Origin of the sequence: Chitinophaga sp. YR573 (genome assembly GCF_900110995.1) — a bacterium.
In the GTDB taxonomy this organism is placed as follows: Bacteria; Bacteroidota; Bacteroidia; order Chitinophagales; family Chitinophagaceae; genus Chitinophaga.
In genome coordinates this window covers 4,717,685-4,738,302 of record NZ_FOJF01000001.1, presented here as the reverse complement: position 1 = coordinate 4,738,302, position 20,618 = coordinate 4,717,685, and the positions used below count along the sequence as shown (strand labels likewise).

General features: G+C 39.6%; 22 protein-coding genes and 1 pseudogene. 12 read left to right on the top strand and 11 right to left on the bottom strand.

Annotated elements, in window-relative coordinates; genetic code table 11:
* Positions 1-7 precede the first annotated feature (7 nt).
* Positions 8-541, top strand: a complete 534-nt coding sequence (locus tag BMW86_RS19765) for a VOC family protein (protein ID WP_089783432.1) — start codon at positions 8-10, stop codon at positions 539-541.
* A gap of 70 nt (positions 542-611) precedes the next feature.
* On the opposite strand, the gene BMW86_RS19760 is transcribed toward BMW86_RS19765, so the two are convergent.
* The 3 genes from BMW86_RS19760 to BMW86_RS32865 are packed head-to-tail and all read right to left on the bottom strand — an operon-like array spanning position 612 to position 1,615.
* Positions 612-1,010: a cupin domain-containing protein gene (locus BMW86_RS19760; protein WP_089783431.1), complete on the bottom strand. Its 399-nt coding sequence runs from the start codon at positions 1,008-1,010 to the stop codon at positions 612-614.
* A 15-nt stretch (positions 1,011-1,025) separates the two neighbouring features.
* Positions 1,026-1,430: a putative quinol monooxygenase gene (locus BMW86_RS19755; protein ID WP_089783430.1), complete on the bottom strand. Its 405-nt coding sequence runs from the start codon at positions 1,428-1,430 to the stop codon at positions 1,026-1,028.
* Positions 1,431-1,459: 29 nt separating this feature from the next.
* Positions 1,460-1,615 (bottom strand): hypothetical protein, encoded by a 156-nt coding sequence (locus tag BMW86_RS32865; protein ID WP_177189314.1) that lies wholly within the window; start codon positions 1,613-1,615, stop codon positions 1,460-1,462.
* A gap of 127 nt (positions 1,616-1,742) precedes the next feature.
* On the opposite strand from BMW86_RS32865, the gene BMW86_RS19750 reads away from it, so the two are divergent.
* The 3 genes from BMW86_RS19750 (at position 1,743) to BMW86_RS19740 (ending at position 4,743) form a co-directional block, all read left to right on the top strand.
* Positions 1,743-2,885: a hypothetical protein gene (locus BMW86_RS19750; RefSeq protein WP_089783429.1), complete on the top strand. Its 1,143-nt coding sequence runs from the start codon at positions 1,743-1,745 to the stop codon at positions 2,883-2,885.
* Between the two features lie 493 nt (positions 2,886-3,378).
* On the top strand, positions 3,379-3,807 hold the full coding sequence (locus BMW86_RS19745; protein WP_089783428.1) for a MarR family winged helix-turn-helix transcriptional regulator: 429 nt from the start codon (positions 3,379-3,381) through the stop codon (positions 3,805-3,807).
* A gap of 48 nt (positions 3,808-3,855) precedes the next feature.
* Positions 3,856-4,743 carry an SDR family oxidoreductase gene (locus tag BMW86_RS19740; RefSeq protein ID WP_089783427.1) on the top strand — a complete coding sequence of 296 codons (888 nt, stop codon included), beginning with the start codon at positions 3,856-3,858 and terminating at the stop codon, positions 4,741-4,743.
* Here the strand turns inward: BMW86_RS19740 and BMW86_RS19735 are convergent.
* Together BMW86_RS19735 and BMW86_RS19730 are read right to left on the bottom strand one after the other, a co-directional pair.
* On the bottom strand, positions 4,721-5,785 hold the full coding sequence (locus BMW86_RS19735; RefSeq protein WP_089783426.1) for a metallophosphoesterase family protein: 1,065 nt from the start codon (positions 5,783-5,785) through the stop codon (positions 4,721-4,723). The two genes, BMW86_RS19740 and BMW86_RS19735, sit on opposite strands and share 23 nt — an antisense overlap.
* A gap of 160 nt (positions 5,786-5,945) precedes the next feature.
* The gene (locus BMW86_RS19730; RefSeq protein WP_089783425.1) at positions 5,946-6,878 is read right to left on the bottom strand and encodes a hypothetical protein; all 933 of its coding nucleotides are present in this window, start codon (positions 6,876-6,878) and stop codon (positions 5,946-5,948) included.
* A 321-nt stretch (positions 6,879-7,199) separates the two neighbouring features.
* On the opposite strand from BMW86_RS19730, the gene BMW86_RS19725 reads away from it, so the two are divergent.
* From BMW86_RS19725 to BMW86_RS19710, 4 genes are all read left to right on the top strand, one after another.
* A complete protein-coding gene (locus BMW86_RS19725) occupies positions 7,200-7,937 on the top strand; it encodes a glucose 1-dehydrogenase (protein ID WP_089783424.1) in 738 nt (245 codons plus the stop codon).
* Positions 7,938-7,969: 32 nt separating this feature from the next.
* On the top strand, positions 7,970-8,395 hold the full coding sequence (locus BMW86_RS19720) for a helix-turn-helix domain-containing protein (protein ID WP_255372956.1): 426 nt from the start codon (positions 7,970-7,972) through the stop codon (positions 8,393-8,395).
* Positions 8,396-8,516: 121 nt separating this feature from the next.
* The gene (locus BMW86_RS19715; RefSeq protein WP_089783739.1) at positions 8,517-8,912 is read left to right on the top strand and encodes a DoxX family protein; all 396 of its coding nucleotides are present in this window, start codon (positions 8,517-8,519) and stop codon (positions 8,910-8,912) included.
* Between the two features lie 147 nt (positions 8,913-9,059).
* Positions 9,060-10,541, top strand: coding sequence for a nitrilase-related carbon-nitrogen hydrolase (locus tag BMW86_RS19710; protein ID WP_089783423.1), 1,482 nt, complete (start codon positions 9,060-9,062; stop codon positions 10,539-10,541).
* Here the strand turns inward: BMW86_RS19710 and BMW86_RS19705 are convergent.
* From BMW86_RS19705 to BMW86_RS19690, 4 genes are all read right to left on the bottom strand, one after another.
* Entirely contained in the window at positions 10,490-11,059 is a 570-nt protein-coding gene (locus BMW86_RS19705; protein WP_089783422.1) for a Crp/Fnr family transcriptional regulator, read from the bottom strand. The genes BMW86_RS19710 and BMW86_RS19705 overlap by 52 nt on opposite strands.
* Before the next feature lie 19 nt (positions 11,060-11,078).
* Positions 11,079-11,489, bottom strand: coding sequence for a DUF1801 domain-containing protein (locus BMW86_RS19700; protein WP_089783421.1), 411 nt, complete (start codon positions 11,487-11,489; stop codon positions 11,079-11,081).
* Positions 11,490-11,535: 46 nt separating this feature from the next.
* Positions 11,536-14,154, bottom strand: a complete 2,619-nt coding sequence (gene ppsA, locus BMW86_RS19695; protein ID WP_089783420.1) for a phosphoenolpyruvate synthase — start codon at positions 14,152-14,154, stop codon at positions 11,536-11,538.
* 250 nt (positions 14,155-14,404) lie between these two features.
* Positions 14,405-15,286 carry an MBL fold metallo-hydrolase gene (locus BMW86_RS19690; protein WP_143056625.1) on the bottom strand — a complete coding sequence of 294 codons (882 nt, stop codon included), beginning with the start codon at positions 15,284-15,286 and terminating at the stop codon, positions 14,405-14,407.
* A 196-nt stretch (positions 15,287-15,482) separates the two neighbouring features.
* Here BMW86_RS19690 and BMW86_RS19685 point away from each other — a divergent pair, with 196 nt between their 5' ends.
* On the top strand, positions 15,483-16,352 hold the full coding sequence (locus BMW86_RS19685; protein ID WP_089783418.1) for a helix-turn-helix domain-containing protein: 870 nt from the start codon (positions 15,483-15,485) through the stop codon (positions 16,350-16,352).
* A gap of 101 nt (positions 16,353-16,453) precedes the next feature.
* A complete protein-coding gene (locus BMW86_RS19680; RefSeq protein ID WP_089783417.1) occupies positions 16,454-17,350 on the top strand; it encodes an NAD(P)-dependent oxidoreductase in 897 nt (298 codons plus the stop codon).
* A gap of 85 nt (positions 17,351-17,435) precedes the next feature.
* On the opposite strand, the gene BMW86_RS19675 is transcribed toward BMW86_RS19680, so the two are convergent.
* Positions 17,436-17,783 carry a winged helix-turn-helix transcriptional regulator gene (locus tag BMW86_RS19675; RefSeq protein WP_089783416.1) on the bottom strand — a complete coding sequence of 116 codons (348 nt, stop codon included), beginning with the start codon at positions 17,781-17,783 and terminating at the stop codon, positions 17,436-17,438.
* A 159-nt stretch (positions 17,784-17,942) separates the two neighbouring features.
* Between BMW86_RS19675 and BMW86_RS33365 the strand changes: the two are divergent.
* Positions 17,943-18,146 (top strand): annotated as a pseudogene (locus tag BMW86_RS33365) (alpha-L-fucosidase C-terminal domain-containing protein); the annotation flags it as partial.
* Positions 18,147-18,178: 32 nt separating this feature from the next.
* On the opposite strand, the gene BMW86_RS19665 reads toward BMW86_RS33365, so the two are convergent.
* The gene (locus BMW86_RS19665) at positions 18,179-19,567 is read right to left on the bottom strand and encodes a glycine-rich domain-containing protein (RefSeq protein ID WP_089783414.1); all 1,389 of its coding nucleotides are present in this window, start codon (positions 19,565-19,567) and stop codon (positions 18,179-18,181) included.
* A gap of 94 nt (positions 19,568-19,661) precedes the next feature.
* Here BMW86_RS19665 and BMW86_RS19660 point away from each other — a divergent pair, with 94 nt between their 5' ends.
* Positions 19,662-20,564: a hypothetical protein gene (locus BMW86_RS19660; protein WP_089783413.1), complete on the top strand. Its 903-nt coding sequence runs from the start codon at positions 19,662-19,664 to the stop codon at positions 20,562-20,564.
* The last annotated feature ends 54 nt before the right edge of the window (positions 20,565-20,618 follow it).

Genomic DNA, 20,618 nt, shown 5'->3' with positions numbered 1-20,618 from the left:
AAAAAACATGGAACACAAGATTAAGATTGTACCTGATAATTACACATCGGTAACGCCCTGGATAATTTCGCCGTCATCAGCAAAACTGATCGAATTTTTGAAGGTAGTATTTGAAGCGGAAGAAATTCCAAATAGCAGAATAAAAAATGAAGAAGGAGTAATTATCCATGTAGTGGTAAAAATAGGAAATGCTATGGTAATGCTTTTCGATTCCAGAGAAGGCTGGGCTCCTACTCCGTCTTTTCTGAATTTGTATGTGGAAGATATTGAAAAGACTTACCAAAAATCACTGGAACTCGGGGCTACATCAGTAACTAATATTACCGAACTGTACTTCGGAGAAAAGGTTTGCAGAATTCTGGACCCATTCGGCAACCTTTGGTGGATAAATCAACGCATTGAAGAGGTTGACTTTACGAAACCTGAAGAAATAGGACGAAGAGCATCTACTCCAGAGGCGATCAAGGGTATCCAGTATATTCAAAAATCATTGGATGAAGCCCTGAAAGCTCAGAAAATTTTTTTTGAAACTATAGGTTGATAGTGAACAAAAAGGTATATCAGAAATGATATGCCTTTTTGCCCGGCGAACTGCCTTATTCTTTAGATTTTTATTTAAAGCTGTTGTATTGTTCATCCGTAACAGGTTCAAGCCAATCTACCACACCCTTTTCCGTGTTAATGCCAATTGCATAGTGCCCAAACTTACTATCAGGTGAAGCGCCATGCCAGTGTTTGATCCTGGGTAACACATTAACGACATCACCAACCCTGATTTCGCGAATTGGAGAGCCTTCTTCCTGGTAGTATCCCAGGCCCTGTGTAACAATCAGGATTTGATTACTTGGGTGTGTATGCCAGTTATTTCTTGCACCGGGTTCAAATATAACCTCGCCGATGCCGCAATTAGTATTTTCGTCAGGGACAACTAACATTTTCAACCAGGCGGTACCGGTAAAGTATTGTGCTAATACGGGTCCGAATCCTTCTGGTGCTGTATTTTTTTCCATATTTATTTTTTTACATTAATTACGTGCTTCTTTATTTTGTATAAGTTCCGGTTTGATCTCTATGGCAATAGGCATCACATCAACCAATTCCAGCGACTTTACCATTTTAAATGTCCCACTTTTATATTTAAGAAAGTGCGGTGTCTTCAAATGCGCCTGATAAGCATCTTCGCTGGCATACACTTCAAAAACCGTAATCTGTGTGGGATGGGCTTTATCATAGACTGCCTGCAAAGCCAGTACTCCCGGTTCTTCCCGCATCGCTGCCTTTGCGTGTTCGGCAAGTGCCGCTTTGTACTCATCGAGAAAAGCAGGGTATATTTCGATCCTGGCTATCCGGACCTTCTTGTTGTCTTGCTGTGCTGAAGCAGTAGCATAAAGCATAATGCTTAAAATAAATGATGCGATAATTGCTTTCATCTGATAACTGGTATTATCATGATCTGTTTTTATGATGCAAAGGTCAGGCTATTGGCATCAATAAGACTTATACAGAATACTGGTTCTCCTACCATTTTTACAGGTTTGATCTCAGCAATTGAATAAATACTAATTTTTATAGCCCCTGTAAGGTATGAAAATATATCTGTCCAATGTTTTGCCATGTATTCCTGTTTTAATCATTTGTTAGAAGCCTCAAAATAGAAATTTAAGGCTATTAATATGAATAGGCAACTACTACAAATGTTCTACATGCATCATTATTATACTATATTTAAATAAATTGCATCAATGAATACAGGCATCACCCATCATTTATTCTACGAGCAAACAGATAAGATTTTTACTATTACGCTTTCTGATAAAAAAGTGATCATTGAAAATGGGAAAGTCGGAAAAACAAAAGTGACAGAGAAAGAATTTTCAACGGCAGAAGAGGCCAAAACCAATTTTGAAAAGAAAGAATGGGAAATGCTTAAAAAAGGCTTTACCCTAAGAAATGAAAATCCTTTAACAGGCGAGCCCTCCTTACATTATTATGTTGGAGCAGGCTACACTGGAAGTCTGGCTTTTGAAAATACACCCAATGGCATTTATATCTACAAACATGGTTGGTTTAAAACAGCAAGCGACCAGAAAGATTTTTTAGTCCTGATCGATGCCAGGGGAAATCTCAAAGAAACCATTGAATTGCCCAAAATCCTGGCATGGGACATTCAATTCAATGCTGCTACCAACTCCATGCTTCTGGATCTCGACCATTATATTTTTGAATACGAACCGGAACATAATATTTTCAGGCTATTGGCAGATAGAGGGATGGGAACCGTGGCAAGCTTCGTTGCGGTCTCCAAAGAGAAAATCGCCTTTGCGACCAACCACAATTTCCAGGTAAGGGACAACGGGAAAAACATATTGTTACAACAAAATTTCGATACTGAGATCGTTAAAGGCTCAATACCTTTTTGCGCTACCTTATCAAAGAATGGAAAGGTTTTAGCGCTTCATAACAAGATCGGGGAAATAAAGGTATTAAGCACGCTGGATGGAAGTTTATTATATACCATCGAAAGCGATTTTTTAATGATAGGGCAAATGGAGTTTACAGATGAGGATAAACATCTGGCTATAAATGAAGCAAACAGCGGTCGGAGAATGCGCTACTTTGAAGTAGTAACAGGTACAGAGCTGACTTATCCAGGCCTGAACATTCCAGCCTATTCCAATGAGGTCCATCATTTTTCTTTTAATGCGGACCAGTCAAAACTAGCATTACTGCAAAGAACCAATGCCTACATTTTTGACTTTAAAAACAAAGTACTGCAACATCATTTTAAAATTAACCACTGTGTCAAAACAGCAAGACCTAAATTCATCGGGGACCTACTGGGGTTTAGAACAGATTATGGTTGCTTTAGCTTATATAATGTGTAAAGTTCAGTTTACGCTTAGTTTTCCATATTTAATTTTTGCTTTTTATCCTTAAATCGTCGCTACATTAATTACATAGCGGTAACATGCTTCCAATAACACCAAATGGTCGTTATCCGGTAATGCATCAGCATAAAAACACATTCTACTGATAATCAATTTATTGTATCCATAAAAATTCCCTATCCGTCCAAACAACACCGGGATTTTCCGCCTGATTTACTAGCGCTCACAACGTATTGATATCCAACTCTCCCAGGGGTATAAGCCCTATATAAGCCCTATACAGGTCCTCTATAACTGGTATACAAGCCCACCTTATTTAGGGTGGGCTTATATACCGGTTATAGAGGTAATAATAACCGGTTTCAGGTAAATTGCAGGAGACACTCCACACTATATAACCCGACTTAGAGGAGGTAAAGATTTTAGCCCCACTCACTCCGGAATTAGAAATTTAGTTAGGCGACTAAGTAATTTTACTTACCTTTCCATTATGAAGGCAAAAAAACAGGAAAATTACATTAGTAATTTATTGGTGCAGATTGGCAAACTAAGGAGAAATAAAAGTAATGTACTGCTGTCGGAAACAAACATACATGGCGGACAGGACATCCTTTTATATTACCTGAGCCTGGAAGACGGGCAAACCGTTTCCTCCCTCGTAGAGAAAATGTGCATTCAACATGCCACTATCTCCGCTATGATAGACAGAATGGAAACACAGGGAATGATAAAAAAAGAGAAAGATGTAACTGATAAGCGAACATCAAGAGTATATATGACCAACAAAGGCATGGACGCTTACAAAGAAGTTGCGAAAATCTGGAAAACCATGGAAGCAATGATCACAAAAGATTTAACAGAAGATCAGGAACGTTTGTTAAGAGAACTCTTACAATTAGTATTAAAAAATCTAAGTTAAAAAAATTTACCCAATTACTTAGTCGACTAAGTAATAAATTATCAAAAAATGAACAATCAAAAAAACATCTCCGTATTCGGTGCAACAGGAAAAGTAGGTAGCGAATTATTACATTTTCTGTCAGCAGCAGGCATACCCACCATTGCTGTAACAAGAAATAAAAGTAAGGTTAAATCCCTGCCATTTGTTGATTGGTTGGAAGCTGATCTGGCGGATAAGGTTACACTTGGTAAAACAATGGAAAACAGCAAGGCCGTTTTTCTGGCTTCAAGCGTAAGCAGAAACTTTTCAACAGAACAAAACAATGTTATTGAAACCGCCAAAGAATATGGTGTGCAGCATCTGGTAAAACTGTCCTCACCAGGAGCAGATAAAAATTCACCAAATTTCATTTCAAGACCCAATGGCGAAGTGGAAGAATTGCTGAAGGCATCGGGCCTGGAATGGACCATATTACAACCCAATTCATTCATGCAAAACTGGCTGGGAGAGTTTTCACAAACCATTCAAAAAGAACGTAAAATTTATGAGGCTACCGGTGAGGGCAGGAAACCTTATATCGACACCCGGGATATTGCAGAAGTGGCATTCACAATCCTGACGAACCCTGCAAATCACCGCAACAAAACCTATCTGCTAACCGGGGGTGAAGCAGTAAACTATTATCAGGTAGCAGAAGCCATCAGCAAGGTCATTGGAGAAAAAGTAGATTACATTTCTCTTACTGCTGATGAATTCAAACAAAGAATGGAGTCAAAAGGAATGCCTTGGGGGATGATAAATACCTTTCTTACCATTGCTGAATTTCAACGCAGTGGCAATGCCACATTTGTAAACGATACCGTGAGTAAACTGCTGAATAAAGCACCAAGGACCATTGAAAATTTTGCCAGAGATTATGCGCCATCATTTATCATGGATACAAACGGCCAATGAGATCACTACTGAATATTTCTTTAGTCTCGGTATTGATCATAGACAATACCCCTTCTTTCATTCCTGCTCCGGTATCCATCATCCAGACTCCTGCAGCTTGAAGAGGTTTAAAAAATGGACTTACTGTATGACCGATATATACTTCTTCGAAAGTTGTTAATGTTGACTGGCCAGCATTGCCATTATAGAAGTATTTTGTAACCGCTGTAGCTAAAGAGCGATCCGTCAGAAATACTTTTGTATCCTGGAGATGGAGTTTTTTATTTAATTCGATCCCGGCATGTACAAACAGTTTGTTTTTCTCTATATAATACGGAAGTGCATTTCTCAGTAAGCTGATGTGAGTCTGAGGCACTTCCGTTCCATAAGAATTTATCGTAGCACCTCCACCCTTCTTCAACCAGGTTTCGTCCGGAGTACCGGACTCCATCCAGTTCAATGCCATAAAATCATGATTACCCAATACCATGGTCAGGTTTTTAATTTTCAGCAACTCATCAATACAATCTTTTGTATCCGGACCACGATCACAAATGTCTCCCAGACTTATCAGATGATCCTTTTCATAATTGAAACCGGAACGTTCCAGACATTGCAATAATGCCAGGTATGCTCCGTGTATATCACCGATAACAAACGTCTTGCTTTTGTTCGCCTTCCTGTTAAACTTCCAGGTATAATATTTACGAAATGCCTCCGGATGTTCTTTACTTAAAAGGTGATACTCATCTCTTAATCTTTCAGCATATTCATGTCCATAGATAATATTTGCCAGTGCATACCATGACTCACCATAATGGATCCTTGCAAATACATCACACTTTAAAATATAGTTAGTCCTGACAGCACTCCAGTATTCCTCACTCCCCTCCTTTTGATGCTGTAAATAATTTAACAGGATCTCATTCACTCTTTTTATATGCCAGAGCTCAAGTGCTGATTCCTCCCTGTTTACCACTGGTTGGGCATTATACCATGTTAATAATTCTGTACCAGCCTGTATGATGCGTGCATAACAGGCGGTTAATGATGGATCAAACATATTGTATTCAAAAGTAGATTATGAAAGCCAATAATGTCAATAATCCCCTACTACAAATGATCTACACAAATAAAAAGGCATCTCAAAATGAATTGAAATGCCTTTTTAAACCCTACTATCTTTTTATTACCCTTTTAGTACTCAACTTTTCGTTAAAGAATTATTGAACCTTCACAAGGTAAGCCCTTACCTGCATAGCCTCTATTCGCTTTGACTGCCCGGTAATACCAGCTTCATTATTTTCAGCTTTCCAATCCTCCCAACCATAGGCTTCCTGATGAACTCTATAGTAAATATAAGGTCTTGCCTGTGTAGAAGGTGCCGGATCATTGAATGTTAATGTATAACTGTTGTTGTTATAACGGGGGCCAAAAATCTTTACAGACTCCATACGCCTTGATTGACCAACGGTGCCGGCATACTGGTATGGAGAATTTACATATACCTGCCATCCTATAGCTTGTACATGGGCCGCATAAGTAAAATCAAATGAGGGGGTAAAGTAGGTCGTGCCGAGGTTATCTGCCGCACCGAATTGTACCGAAGGAAGCCTGAAAGCCTCCAGCCTTCTCTGCTGATTTACAGTTCCCATATACTGAGAGGTACTGCTAGGAGCCGCATTATTAAAAGCGTCAGTAGCGGACGTATTCATAGCACTGAAACTCATATCCACCCATCCAATAGCCTGCTGATTGGAGGATGTTACACCATTGGTGGTATACCAGGTGCCATCAAGCACTACTCCTACACCTGAAACGCTGTGAAAGGGCAGATTGGCGGCCATAATACCGGCTTGCTTTGCAGCTGCCAGAAGGTCGGTATGAGTGGCTTTCAGGACATCAATTTTACTATCTTTTCTGATTGATAAAGTATTATAATAAGACACTCTCAGGTTTTCTGCCTGTTCGAATAACTTATCCTTTATCAGGTCATTGTACAATAAAGGAATGATTCCACTGGGGATTTGATCAGCACTTTTAAACGCTAACTGAGCACTTTTCTGGGAAACTGGTGATGCTAATTTTGAATTATCTTTTTTACAGGCAGTAAAAAAGATGAGAGATACACAAATGCATACATGAATTTTTCTCATATACAAAGGATTTGAGGGGTGAATAAATTTGGATTGGAATAGCGATGTGATGGGCTCTCTAAATGTTTGCTTAAAGGGTTATTTAAGTAACAGAATCGGTGAGTTGAGGCTTTAATTTCTTTTGGGAAGTCGGGTCTTATTCGTGGCAATAATAAGATGAGGGGTCATGTCTTCATAAATAGGGGTTTAGAATACTAATATAACGTAATTCTCAATAATTAAGAAAATTTTCCGCCCTGATTCGAATGTTATATAAAGACCTTAAAGACTCACCACAACCAACCGGTAGATTGTCTATAGTTTTGCTTAAACAAAAAAACTATGAGCAATTTAAAAGAGAAAGTAATTCTGATAACAGGTGCATCAAGAGGTATAGGGGCGCATATGGCCAGGGCCTTCGCTACGCATGGTGCTAAAGTTGTGATTAATTATGCTAATAACCACACCAGGGCTGAAGAGGTGTTATCTGATATCAGACAAAGGGGTGAAACCGCCATTTTAGTGAAAGCAGATGTCAGCAAAGAAGATGAGGTAAACCAGTTATTTGAAACAACCATTAAAGAGTTCGGCAGGATCGATGTCTTGATTAATAATGCAGGGATGATGAACACGAAACTGCTTAAGGAAAACACCGAAGCAGATTTCAACGATCACTTCAATATCAATGTAAAAAGCATCTTTTTCACAATGAAACAAGCGGCAATCAGGCTGGCGGATAATGGTATTATAATCAATATATCATCCACCGCGACCCGGGTAATGTTTCCCGGTTATTCCATCTATTCTGCTACCAAAGCAGCGGTAGATCAAATGACCCGTGTGTTCGCCAGGGAAATCGGGAGAGGGATTTCTGTCAATGCGATTGCACCCGGACCAACAACTACCGAGCTTTTTCTAAATGGAAAGTCCGAAGAACTTTTGACACAAATAGCCTCCTTAAACGCTTTTGGACGCATAGCAGCACCTGAAGACATTACGAAAATCGTTTTATTCATGGCTTCTGATGATTCAAAATGGATTTCCGGACAGATCATAGCCGCAAACGGCGCAATGGCGTAGTACAAAAAACTTAAATAAACACCACTATAGTTTTGGAAAAAAGTAAGAATTTTGCTGAAGCAAGCATATACCTTGCCGTTAAGATCATGAAAGTTCCGGAACAATACCTAAGCAGACAGGCAGAGATTACGGCTTTGTTTTTAAAGTTGATGAATAAACATCTCGACGACTTCATGGCAGGTGATGTGGAAGAGATGTTTCATTTAAAGGATATCGCCCGACTAATGTATCTGCATCCCGTGCATGTTACCAATGTCATTAAGTTATATACCGGATATCATCCCTGCCACTTTTATGAGCTCCGCATTCTGGAAGAGGCCAAGAAGCTTTTGGCCGATCCCCGGCTTACCATCAGTGGGGTAGCCAGCCGGTTAACATATGACAAATCCAATTTTACAAAGTTCTTCAAACAATACGCGGGAAAAACACCAACGGCTTACCGGCAGGAGTTAAACTAATATTACCATCCGTATTGTCTATCCGGCATTTCAATTTGCCTACTTCAACCCGAATTCACTGGATTACGTTATGCCCTTACCGCATTTTTGTGTCATCAATCACATAAAAACAACTATGATCATGACACAGAAAGCTGCAAAAACAATCTATTGGATCGGAACCGCACTTACCTCCCTCTGGTTTGGCGCAAGTGGCTTCTTTGAAATTACAGGCAATCCCATTGTATGGAACATCACCCGCCAACTGGGTTACCCGCCACACTTCATCTATATACTCGGCGTGGCCAAGTTATCAGGAGTAGCTGTCCTTTTAACGCCAGGCAAATTGCTCCGGTTAAAGGAATGGGTATTCGCAGGCGTATACTTCGATATCATCTTTGCTTTTGGTTCTAAGGTGGCAGTACTTGGTTTTCCGGCTACTATTGACGCCATCGTTGCCTTTGTTATGGTGAGTGTTACCTACCTGATGTTCCGTAAAATATATCCTGCTCCGGTTACCCACAGCGGTTTGAGTTGATTCAGATATATGCTCAAAAAAGAAAAGCCAGAGAGAAAAGCACATGTTTTTTTCCCTGGCTTTTTTCTGCTTCAGGAATTTATTGACATTTGTCAAGCCTGAGACAGCCCATGGGCTTTATCTTTGTAACAGATAAAAACCTGAGCTATGAAAACGGCCGCCACCATCTTTACATCTAAATACTCAATTGCATTAAGTGTACTCTTATCAGGACTATGCTATTATTTCGGCAATGGATTAAATGGGGATTTTTGGTATCTGGTATGGCTTGCTCCGATTCCAATTATTTGCCTGGCTATTGCAAATTCAGGTAAGGTCGCTTTTCTCGCTTCATTTATAACATATTTGATTGGAAGATTAAGTTGGTTCTGGTATTTGGTTAAGGTAGCTACCATGTTACCAGCGATAATTTTCACGTTAGCCCCGGCATTAATTTTTGCCGGTATCATCCTCCTCACCAGATCAACTGCATTAAAATTAAATTCATGGTATTCCCTTTTCGCTTTCCCTTTATTTTTTTCAGCGTTTGAATACTTACTTATAAAATTCGCACCTGATGGTACAGCAGCAAGTATTGCATATTCCCAGATGAATTGCTTACCCTTAATACAAATTGCGTCTGTAGCAGGCATTCTTGGCATCACTTTTATCGTTACGTTAATACCTTCTTCCATTGCATTTGCATTGCTTTTCAGAAAGAATCTTACTTATTTGTCAATATGTTCGGGGTCTATTATTGCCGGAGTATTATTATTTGGGTTTTTGCGTCTGAATAATACCTTCACTAATGATAAAATAAAAGTTGGACTGGCGGTTATGGATGAAAATAAACATAACACTTCCGATAAGCCCAATGATATTAAAGATAAAGCTGCTGCTGATTTTTATTTAAAACAGATAGATTCTCTTGCCAGTCATGGAGTGAGTGTTATACTCTTACCGGAACGTGCATTAAGTATAGATAAATTATCAGAAAACGAGATGATAAAATCATTGATCAATGCCGCGGTCAAAAACAATGTTTACATAATAACCGGTTACACAAATCTCAGGGGAGAAAAAGAATACAATTCAGCAATTGTAATAAATAACAGGGGGAATATTGTTACTGACTACAACAAGGTCCATTTGGTAACAGGGCTGGAAAGTCAGTTCATTCCGGGTAATAATATTGGTTTATTTAAGCTAAATAATCTTCAATCAGGTATCGCGATTTGTAAAGATTTAGATTTTCAGGATTATATCCGCCGATATGGTAAAAACAGCCCTAACATCTTGTTTATACCGGCATGGGATTTTGTAGTAGATGACTGGCTTCATTCCCGTATGTCGATATTAAGGGGAGTTGAAAACGGATTTTCGGAAGTCAGAGCAGCAAGAGTAGGGAAATTGACAATCAGTGATTATTATGGAAGAGTTACTGATGAGTCCAGCAGTTCAAATCTACAGTCGGCCTCTTTAATTGGATATGTTCCTACACAACGGGTTGATACGTTTTATACAAGATCAGGAGATTGGGTGGGAGCTCTCAGTCTTTTATTATCAGCCTTTCTGATATTTGTCACATATATGGGGAATTATCTTTTTGCTTTCAAACGGCTCAATGTTTCGGGAGATATACCCAGGTAGTCTGCTATTATTCTGGCAGGAAGGCGTTTGATCATTTCCGGGTTATCTTTCAGCAGTAAATGATAGCGTTCTCTGGAATCTGCAGTTATTAAATTCTCTATGCGTCGTATCGCTTTAATATACTCTTGTTCCAGTTCCAGGCGGTCCAGAGTTTCCCAGCCAGGAATTTTTTTATACAGTGATTCACGGTCTTCAAAACTAAGCATCAGTAGTTCTGAAGGCTCCGGGCTTTGTATAGCTGCTACTGAAGGTTCCTTTAGGATAAAACTCGGGAATGCAGTACCCATTCTTCCTTCAAATACCAGGAAACGGGTTGACTCTATCCCTTCCTCATTCGTTAGAAAGATCCGCAGACAACCTTTAATCACAAAATACAGATGTCTGGCAATTGATCCTGCCGGAACCAATATTTCATTTCTTTCTGTAGACTTTTTGATGAAACATTTATCGACAAACTCTTCCTGGTCTGGAGACAACGCTATTTTTCCTGTTAAATATTTTTTTAACGCCGGGTGCATGACTAAATATTTTAATTATTCATAGCTTCTTATATTGCGTCAGCACCGCAGTGACCATTTTACGCAGTATGACGGTATCAATATCTGCCAGTTTGTTTATGTAAATACACCCCTTGCCCGTTCTATGTTTGCCTAGTTGTGACAACAACTCATCCCTTCCCTCAAACATCCCCAGATAAAGCGAAATGGCGGTTTTACGAGGCGAAAAGGCAACTATCGGAGCATCACCTTCATGTCCGCTGGCATACTTGTAATGGTAACTGCCAAAGCCAATAATCGCCGGTCCCCACATTTTGGGGGGATACCCAGACTCCTCTCGCATCAGCTGAACAATGGCCTGACAGTCGGGTTGCCTGTCATTGTCAACAGACAAGATAAAATCATCTACGCTGTTTTCGGTTTTCAATGTTTTAGCCTGATACTTTGTCATAGCTATTAGTTTATTAAAAGTATTATAAGATAGCTCTTTTGCTTCACTAACAAAGTATTTCTACATATCCGTCTGTTCCATTCACCCGGATTCTTTGTCCGTCTTTGATTAGCTGTGTAGCATTCTCCACTCCGACAACTGCCGGTAAACCATATTCACGTGCGATAACTGCTCCATGGGTCATTAGTCCACCAACTTCGGTGACCAGGCCTTTTATGGATACAAACAATGGTGTCCAGCTGGGGTCTGTAAAGGAGGTGACTAATATATCTCCATCTTCCAGATCAGCATCTTCCATGTCTAAGATGACACGTGCCCGTCCTTCTATAACTCCGGAAGAAACAGCCAGACCTACAATAGCTTCGGCCGGGATATTCTCCCGATTATACTCACCTGTAATGATTTCACCATCAGACGTGATAACACGTGGCGGAGTTAGTTTTTCATATAATTTATGCTCATCTTTTCGTTTGCTGATGATCTGGTAATCAAGTTTATTTGTGCGTACAACTTCGCGAAGTTCTTCAAAAGTGAGATAGTAGATATCTTCTTTTTCATGAATAACGTTGGCTCGTACGAGTTGTTCTGCTTCTTTCAGTAAAGCCTGTTTATAAACAAAGTAGCGGCTAATTATTCCGTATTTTGGATATTCACGATAACCTGCAAAATTCCGGAGTAGGCTGATCATTTCTTTTGTTTCCAGGGCTTTTTGCTCACCATCCGGTAATTGCTTTAACCGATCTGATAATTCCTGTTCTTTTTTCAAAGCTTCCTGTTTCCCCTGCTCAAATTTTAGCTTGCCTGCATTAGGTCCAAAGTTTTTGATATTATTGAGAATGATCGAGACAAGCAGTTTTGGCTTCTCACTCCAACGTGTTTTAGTAATATCGATCTCACCGGCACATCGCATACCATATTTACTGAGATAAGCACAGATAGCATCCCGGGTTTCTTTTCCACCATCAAGCTTAACCAGTTCATCCAAAAAGTTATCCTCTTTTACATGTTGCAAATACTCAATTACTTCCGGATAAGGACGAATCACATCTGCTACATCCAATAACTCCAGACCCATCTCAGAAGTAATATTGTTGGGTGCAGATTGAGCAAGTGTATCAGCTGCGTTTTTTTCATCTAACCATTCCTTCATGTTTTCATTGATCCATGTTGTTGCATCTATAGAAGCCATAATTGCACTCCTGTTTTGCGCATTAAATAGGCTCTTCTTTGATTGCTGACCATCTTCCAGAATAAAATCAAATAAGCCCGGGCCTGAGCTCGTTTGGATGTTATGTTTTAACTCTTTTATCGATGTCTGATTACTCCTGATCAAATCAGAAACGATCATCGGATCATTCTTGATTTGTGCATGAATATCTGCGGACGATTTACCTGTACTGCTTCTGATTGAACTCAATTCTTCTTTATCATCTGGTAACGATTTTATAAAATCTCCCCGCTCTACGATGGTTATCAGTGCGCCTTTTATGAGCGGATCGTGTTGGCCCATGACATCTATCATCGTTTTTCTGCCAGCTGGCGAAGCCAGGTTAGATGCTATATCAACAAATAACCGCCCACCAGCCTCAAACATCGGTCGAAAAGCTGTTAACTGCCATAAAGATAATCCCAATGGTTTCATGGGGTCCGTCATCATTTGTTGATGACCGACAGATACATACACATGATTTTCTTCATCATTCGCTTCAGGGACCGGATATAAAGTAGTGATTGGCCGACTCTGGACAATATAAAATGTATCATCAGCCAAACACCATTCGATGTCCTGGGGACGGCCAAAATGTTCTTCAATCTTTCTGCCTATGCGCTCAAGCTGTAAAATCTGCTCATCCGTCAGCGCTTGTTTATTCTGCTTCTCAGGTTCAATCTCCTGTTCTTTCGTACCGCCATCTTTTAAGGCATAAATAGCCAGTTTCTTGGTGGATATCTTTTTATCGATAATGCCGCCGTTACGCACTTTATAGAGATCAGTATTCACCAAGCCGGAGACCATGGCCTCCCCAAGTCCGAAGCTGGCATCAATGGATAACACTTTTCTGTTAGAGGTGACGGGATCGGCAGTAAACAAAATTCCTGCCGCCTGTGGGAAGACCATCTTCTGCACAACCACAGACAAGAGAACTTTACGGTGGTCGAAGCCGTTTTGAAGGCGGTAAATTATGGCCCTCTCAGTAAACAGCGATGCCCAGCACTTGCTGATATGCTGTAGGATGGCTGTTCTTCCGATAATATTCAGATATGTATCCTGCTGGCCGGCAAAAGATGCCGTTGGCAAGTCTTCCGCTGTAGCACTGGAGCGCACAGCAAAGGCCTCTTTTTCACCAAACTTTGTGAGATGACCTGTAATCTCTTCTGCGATATCCTTAGGAATGGGTATTCTTTCGATGGCCATACGGATTTTCGCACTGATCCTGCTGATATTCTCCCTCTCTTCTGCCTTAAGATGCGTTAATTCATCCAGCAAGCTGTTAAACTCCTGATTATTCCCGGTTATTCTTTTATATGCTTCGGTGGTAACACAAAAACCCTCCGGCACCTGTATTCCCTTAATTCCGGACAATTCGCCCAGATTAGCGCCCTTGCCTCCTACAGCTATAAAATTTGATCTGTCGGTTTCCTGAAAACTAAGTACATATGGTATCATACTAATGGCTTTTTTTGAGATGTGCAAAGCCAAAAATACAAGGTATGACGTATCAAAACACCGTTTCTCAACTATATTTTTTTCGCACAATAACGATGGAAGTTGAGGCGTTTTCTTACAAATAGGGGGTGATTTCTACCCGGACCTTTCACTTTGTATTTTTCATTCAACACTATTATTTAAAGTAAAAAAGAATGGTTGCATCTATTTCCAGATACAACCATCTATCGTTTAAAATAGAATTAAACTACTACTTTCCCCAGTCTTTTTTCAGATAATAAGCCAGGTAAATATCGATCAGATGTGCTCCACCATATTGGGGATAAGCAGCAAGTAATTTTGCTTTATACTCTTCTTTTGTTTTAGAGGACGCCAATGCCTGGTCTACAAAGTCAAGATATTTAAGGTCGTCTGATAATACGGAACGGGTAGCTGGCACTCCATGACCTGGAAGAATAAGCGTATATTTCTTTTCGTTTTCTATCTTTCTCAGAGCACTGCGCCAGCCATCTGAATTACCAGAAATAAACAAATGCGTTTTATTATAAACTACATCTTGTGCTATATAAGCTTTAACTTCCGGAAGTTTGATAATTAATGACACCGCCGCCTCGTTATTGAGTGACTTTTCAAATATAAATTTCACTCCATCTATTATTTCCTCACCTGTCTGTTGTACATGGGATGGCATGTTAAGTGATTTGGCAATGATTGGCCCAAATTGCTTTTGTCTTTGCTCTAATGTCTGTTGTCCTTCTTTCTCTATTCCATCTTTGGTTTCTTGCAAAGCGTAAACTGGCACATCAGGAAAAGCATCACCAAACCCTATATAGTGGTCCGGGTGATCGTGTGAGATATAAAACCGCGTTATGGGCTTTTTTAAACTGTCAGTCAAAGCCTTAACCTGCTGTGCATAAGGAGCGAAAAATTGTCCATCAACCAATACCAATTCATGGGGGAGCTCGATAACATGAGTAGTATTAGAGAACATTTCAGGTGGTGCTACTACTGTGTAGATTTTAACATTTTTGGTATTTGCGGCTAATATCACACCCGCCTTAGGTAATTCCTGTGCCATGATCTTGTTTAGTGTTATCAATCCGATTGTAAAAGCTAGTATTATCTTTTTCATCTTAAAGTTATTATATGTGTTTTATTTCGACACAAAGCTATCCTATAAGCTCTCTACACTTGTTATCATTTTGCATTAATTGTTATCAATTTGCACCTTTTTGTAAAAATCCGGCATTTATATATTTTAAATACTTTCCAATGCCTGTAATACAATTCAGTACATTTATTTCCTTAAAGGCTTATTATCTTTATGCATGCTTCGACTTGAATTCCATAAATACAAATATGGCAAAGAACTGCTGATTGATTGCTTTAATCTATCTGAGATAGCAGGCAAAACTATGTCTTCAAATGAAGTTCATGCAACAACCTTCTATGAGATTTTTCTTTTTCCGGAAGGGAGTGGCTCAATCACGTTGGAAAAACAAAAAATTGACTTCAAAAGTCCATCAGTTTTATTGTTACGTCCATCACAGCCCAGAAAATGGGATCTGCAAGTGCTACCCGATTGCATGATGTTAATATTTGAAGGAGAATTTATCGAAATGTTTTTGAAAGATAGTATGTTCCTAAGCCGGCTTTATTATTTTGGCAACTATGATTGTTCTCCGCTTTTACCAATTGATAAAGCGGGCATTGAAAGATTTAAGATGTTATTTAATTGGATAAAACTTGAGATACAAAATTTAGCAGAAGATAGCCAACATTTGTTAAGGGCCTACCTGTATGAAACATTGATACTCTTAAACAGGGATTTTACTGCACATAACCAGCTTAAGGGTAATCTATACCGTAATACTGATATGATAAAATTCAAAAGCCTTTTGAAAGACTGTATACGGGAAAAGCAAACAGTAAAAGAATATGCAGAACTGTTGCAAATGAATCGAAACCGGCTTAATCAACTTTGCCAGGATGCCTTTGGGAAAGATGCCCATACTTTAATTCGTAACGAACTGGCGCAATCCTGTAAGCATGAATTATTATCCACTATTAAAACTATTGCAGAGATTAGTTACGAATATAACTTCTCGGCTCCCTCCAATTTTGTACGTTTTTTTAAATCCATAACAGGTGTATCACCAGCAGTCTATAGGAATCAATACAGCAATTTAAATACATAGGGATAAATTTATCACTTACCTGAATCTTTTATCCTGTATTGTTCCCGAATGCCATGGGAGCTAATTTGCATCATCGTTCAAAACAAGAAAAAAGAATTACGATGACAGGAACAACAAATAATCTTAGCCCAAAAGTAACTGTGATAGGCTTGGGATCCATGGGTGCTGCGTTAGCACGCTCATTCCTTACCAAGGGATTCCAGGTAACGGTATGGAACAGGGATCAATCAAAAGCCATTCATTTTACAGAGAAAGGAGCGCTGCTTGCGTCCAGTATAACTGCTGCCATTGAGGCCAGTCCGCTGCTGGTAATATGCGTATCGGACTACAAAGCAACAAAAAAGATATTCGGGACCGGAGGAACAGTAGCTGCACTACGGGGTCGCATCCTCGTACAACTGAGTACCGGCACACCAAAAGAAGCGCGCGATTTTGACACATGGGCGCACCAACAAGGAGCAAACTGCCTCAACGGCGATATACTGGCCTGGCCTAAACAGATTGGCAGCGACGAAGCTACTATTACCATATCTGGTGCCACCGATATATTCAAACAACAAGAGTCAACGCTGCGCGCCCTGGCAGGTACCTTTACCTATCTGGGCGAAGAACCTGGAGCTTCCGCTGCGCTCTTTTCTGCAGTGCTGGCATACCTGGCCGGTAACTGGATAGGCTTCTGCCATGGTGCGCTAATCTGTGAGAATGAAGGATTGCGGGCAGATGAACTTGGTCTGCTGATACAGAGTATTTCTCCGATCCTCGGGGCAGAATCAAAGCATATGGGCGAAGTGATCCAACACAATCGTTTCAACGATCCCGAAAGCACAGTAAAAACAACAGGGGACGATCTTCAGCTGCTGTTACAGCATGCAGAAGAAGCAGGCATCAGCAACGAGTTGCCGAAATTTGCGGCCAATTTGTTTAAAAGAGCAATAGACGCTGGTTATGGCAAAGAAGAACATGCCGCAATTATAAAAATCCTGCGAAAAGCTGGTTAAGCAGATAATCAGCCCTTGTCTATGATAGGGGCTGATCATCGTATTCAGGCATGCTTCCACAATTCCGGGAGGAACTGGCAGGCATCTATTCAGCATTATTTCGATAAATATATTCTTTGTGCTCATTCCCCCACTCCTCCAGTATGTTGATCACCGGTAGTATGCTTTTGCCAACTTCAGTGAACCAGTATTCCACCCTGGCGGGGACCTCGGCATACACTTTCTTCTCAATAATCCTGTACTCCTCCAGCTCTTTAAGATGCAGGTTGATGATCCTTGAATCCACCTCATGCATTTCCCGGTGAATGGCACTTGGACGCCTGATATCACGCTTTATACAGTCAATGATCCATGCTTTCCATTTGCCACCCACCACTTTGATAGCTACGGCCAGACCACAATCCAACATTTCAGGTATTTTCCTTTCATACATAAGGGAAAGATTTTAATCAAAAATAACACATAAGCGTTAACCAGGGTAAGGGGAAAAATTTATCCCTATGTATTGACAGGAAAATCACCTTTCATCAGTGGTCTAAGAATTTCAAAAATTAATACCCTATACGTTTAAGCTGAAGACTTTCTCTTTACGACCAAGGGCAAAACGCTTTATGCTATTATGTTGGGATGGCCCTCCAATAATAATACGCTAATCAAAAAATTAGCCTCCAGTGATCTGACTGGTAAAGTAAGTGAGGTGAAACTCCCTGGAAACGATAAATTGAGTTTTCAGCAATCGGCAGAAGGCTTAAAAATACAATTGCCTGAACAGATGTCTGGAAAAATGCTTTTGTAATAAAAATTGAAGGAGTTATTGTATAATATCTGTCAGCAACCACAGCCACAGCTTGGACGGGTGGCTCCACAACCACCTCCGTCCTTGAAAAAGTTGCCTGTCTTTTTGAAAAAAGGAATATTAAAAACACCGTTGAAACGCTCCAGAATGATCGCCTGCTGGTGTAAAGTACTGATGTCCTTAAGAGTACCCATCTGTTTCTTAAGCGCTCTTCCCATAATAGTATGATCGCTGTCCGGAGTCTGCCAGGAAACGATTGAAATGAAGCACAGCAAGAAAAGTATACCATATAAAAACCCGGTAATCAAATTAACTTCTTCAGCAGGAAAACAACAAATGATCATTGCAGATAACACCAGCCAAACAGGATAAAGTATGGCATCTCTTTCCGGAGGTGCTGTTTGTACGGTAGCAATGGGATGCAGGTATTCACTTAGCGCAGACTCTAACTGGGGAAGACTGAATTTTGATTTATTGTACAGGTGATCCATTGATTGAAACAGCACTTCAGGCTGGATGAAATTCTGATCTTCGGAAGCACTTGTTGGATCTACTATAAGTGAAAAGTACTTTTTTGCAAACTCTTTTTTCGTATCGCGTATCTTAATCCAGTTATTTTCCACAAGATCATTTACCAATAATAAAAATGCATTGTTATAGCCACCTGATAAATAAGCCAGTTGATAGCGATTGTACAATGGCAAATTCCTGATGACAGGTTCCAGATGCCGTTTCTCATTCATTATAACAAGCCTCCTGATGATAAAAAGCAATGGTGTAAAAAGAACAAAGTATTGAAATACGGAAAGATCCAGAAGTGGTAATTCACCAAATAATAACCAGGTAAATATAAATGGGAGCAGTAATGTCAGATAATAAACCGCCGGAGATATTTTGGTACCCGAAATCATGAGTGGTTGTTTTGCAGCAGAAGTTTTATCAAGACACAAAAGAGGTGTTAATTCCGGAGGAATACGCCAGAATTTTGCAGGTGGGTTTTGCTTAAACACCTGTATGTATAAGGTTAGCGTTTCCAGGTACCAATCATGATGTTTTTTATAATCTATTATGCCACCTACGTTGGGGAAATGATGAAGCTCGCGTTGCAGGATATTAGGGCAAAAGTTTTTCCAGTATTCGGTAGTATACAATAAATGCATATGCCATACCTTATCTACTACAATAGATGGCGATGCTCCGTTTTCAGCTATGCAACAGAGGTAAACAAACCGCTTATATTCCTGAATGGCATCTCTGGTAAAATCATCAGTCCAGTTCTCTGTTTGTGCCATTTTTTTAGAAAACGGGATGACGGCATTGGCATCGTCAATAGCATAATTATCAATTCGTATCCAAAGTGCGTTTTCCTGGTAATTTATATGTTCCTCAGTTAACAGAATATTTGAATGTAGTGGTTTCATGGCTTTCTTTTCTATGGTAAACTTCTGAAAATGGTTAAATATAAAAGTCTTACATTAGTCTTATTCAATACTATATTTGTCTTATATTAGTCTTATGAAAAAAGGAGATTTATTACATCTTGAAAAACTGATGAATTTTCTGGCTGCTCATTTTGTCAGGAAGAATGCCTGGAAAGATGTCTCGAAATCGGAGTGGACGTATATTGCTGAGGAGTTAAACAGACTGTTGGAGGAACACAATAAGAGGCATAAAATAAGGAAGGACGCAGATTTATTGGGTACAAACTATCTTTACGAACATCTCATCATTAATAAGTTAAAAGCATACGAAGGGAAAAAAAACATAGTCGGGGCCAGTAAACCCAACCTTAGTAAATTAAGCAGGATTGTCCAGGTATTAGGGTATGATAACTACTTCGATTTTATTAATTCGCATAAAGAGGCTTTCAGTTTTAATGATTTAAAAATCGAAATTCCGAAGGCAACAGTGAATACTAAACTATTGGATGAATTAATTGGATTTTGGTATTCCTTTAACCGCAATCTGCCCGATAACCCGGACAAGATTAATGAAGAAAGAATCTGGCGCTCATCAGTCGAAATATACAAATCAGAAGCTTCTGGCGAATACCTGATAGAGAGAAGTGGAGGAGACAATCATAAGTATTATGGCAAAATAACAGCTTATGCAGATTATGTTTTCATTATTATGAATAGCAATACCTTTATCCGGCAACGACATTTTATTTCACGTCTGAAAGATATTAATGAAAAACTAAAACAATCGGATTATAAATTGAACGAGATGCATTTTATTAGCACCTGTATCAGTTTTAACCAGGAACCTATTGCTCTGTTTGAAATTTTTCAAAAAGTAAACAATACAAAAAACTTTGTTACCGATTCTGTAAGTTTTCTCATGGAAAGCAAGGAGCTTCCTCCAGGTGTGGTGGCCCATTTAAAAAATACAGAAGGGAATAGAATTAATTACAGATGATACCTTAAACCACGAATAAAATGATGTTTTAAACAAAGTAAATTGACGTTTTAA

What these genes read in the sequence shown, in the direction of transcription:
- BMW86_RS19765 (WP_089783432.1), top strand. Translation starts at nt 8, where the DNA reads ATGGAACACAAGATTAAGATTGTACCTGATAATTACACATCGGTAACG.
- BMW86_RS19760 (WP_089783431.1), bottom strand. Translation starts at nt 1,010, where the DNA reads ATGGAAAAAAATACAGCACCAGAAGGATTCGGACCCGTATTAGCACAA.
- BMW86_RS19755 (WP_089783430.1), bottom strand. Translation starts at nt 1,430, where the DNA reads ATGAAAGCAATTATCGCATCATTTATTTTAAGCATTATGCTTTATGCT.
- BMW86_RS32865 (WP_177189314.1), bottom strand. Translation starts at nt 1,615, where the DNA reads ATGGCAAAACATTGGACAGATATATTTTCATACCTTACAGGGGCTATA.
- BMW86_RS19750 (WP_089783429.1), top strand. Translation starts at nt 1,743, where the DNA reads ATGAATACAGGCATCACCCATCATTTATTCTACGAGCAAACAGATAAG.
- BMW86_RS19745 (WP_089783428.1), top strand. Translation starts at nt 3,379, where the DNA reads ATGAAGGCAAAAAAACAGGAAAATTACATTAGTAATTTATTGGTGCAG.
- BMW86_RS19740 (WP_089783427.1), top strand. Translation starts at nt 3,856, where the DNA reads ATGAACAATCAAAAAAACATCTCCGTATTCGGTGCAACAGGAAAAGTA.
- BMW86_RS19735 (WP_089783426.1), bottom strand. Translation starts at nt 5,785, where the DNA reads ATGTTTGATCCATCATTAACCGCCTGTTATGCACGCATCATACAGGCT.
- BMW86_RS19730 (WP_089783425.1), bottom strand. Translation starts at nt 6,878, where the DNA reads ATGAGAAAAATTCATGTATGCATTTGTGTATCTCTCATCTTTTTTACT.
- BMW86_RS19725 (WP_089783424.1), top strand. Translation starts at nt 7,200, where the DNA reads ATGAGCAATTTAAAAGAGAAAGTAATTCTGATAACAGGTGCATCAAGA.
- BMW86_RS19715 (WP_089783739.1), top strand. Translation starts at nt 8,517, where the DNA reads ATGACACAGAAAGCTGCAAAAACAATCTATTGGATCGGAACCGCACTT.
- BMW86_RS19710 (WP_089783423.1), top strand. Translation starts at nt 9,060, where the DNA reads ATGAAAACGGCCGCCACCATCTTTACATCTAAATACTCAATTGCATTA.
- BMW86_RS19705 (WP_089783422.1), bottom strand. Translation starts at nt 11,059, where the DNA reads ATGCACCCGGCGTTAAAAAAATATTTAACAGGAAAAATAGCGTTGTCT.
- BMW86_RS19700 (WP_089783421.1), bottom strand. Translation starts at nt 11,489, where the DNA reads ATGACAAAGTATCAGGCTAAAACATTGAAAACCGAAAACAGCGTAGAT.
- ppsA (WP_089783420.1), bottom strand. Translation starts at nt 14,154, where the DNA reads ATGATACCATATGTACTTAGTTTTCAGGAAACCGACAGATCAAATTTT.
- BMW86_RS19690 (WP_143056625.1), bottom strand. Translation starts at nt 15,286, where the DNA reads ATGAAAAAGATAATACTAGCTTTTACAATCGGATTGATAACACTAAAC.
- BMW86_RS19685 (WP_089783418.1), top strand. Translation starts at nt 15,483, where the DNA reads ATGCTTCGACTTGAATTCCATAAATACAAATATGGCAAAGAACTGCTG.
- BMW86_RS19680 (WP_089783417.1), top strand. Translation starts at nt 16,454, where the DNA reads ATGACAGGAACAACAAATAATCTTAGCCCAAAAGTAACTGTGATAGGC.
- BMW86_RS19675 (WP_089783416.1), bottom strand. Translation starts at nt 17,783, where the DNA reads ATGTATGAAAGGAAAATACCTGAAATGTTGGATTGTGGTCTGGCCGTA.
- BMW86_RS19665 (WP_089783414.1), bottom strand. Translation starts at nt 19,567, where the DNA reads ATGAAACCACTACATTCAAATATTCTGTTAACTGAGGAACATATAAAT.
- BMW86_RS19660 (WP_089783413.1), top strand. Translation starts at nt 19,662, where the DNA reads ATGAAAAAAGGAGATTTATTACATCTTGAAAAACTGATGAATTTTCTG.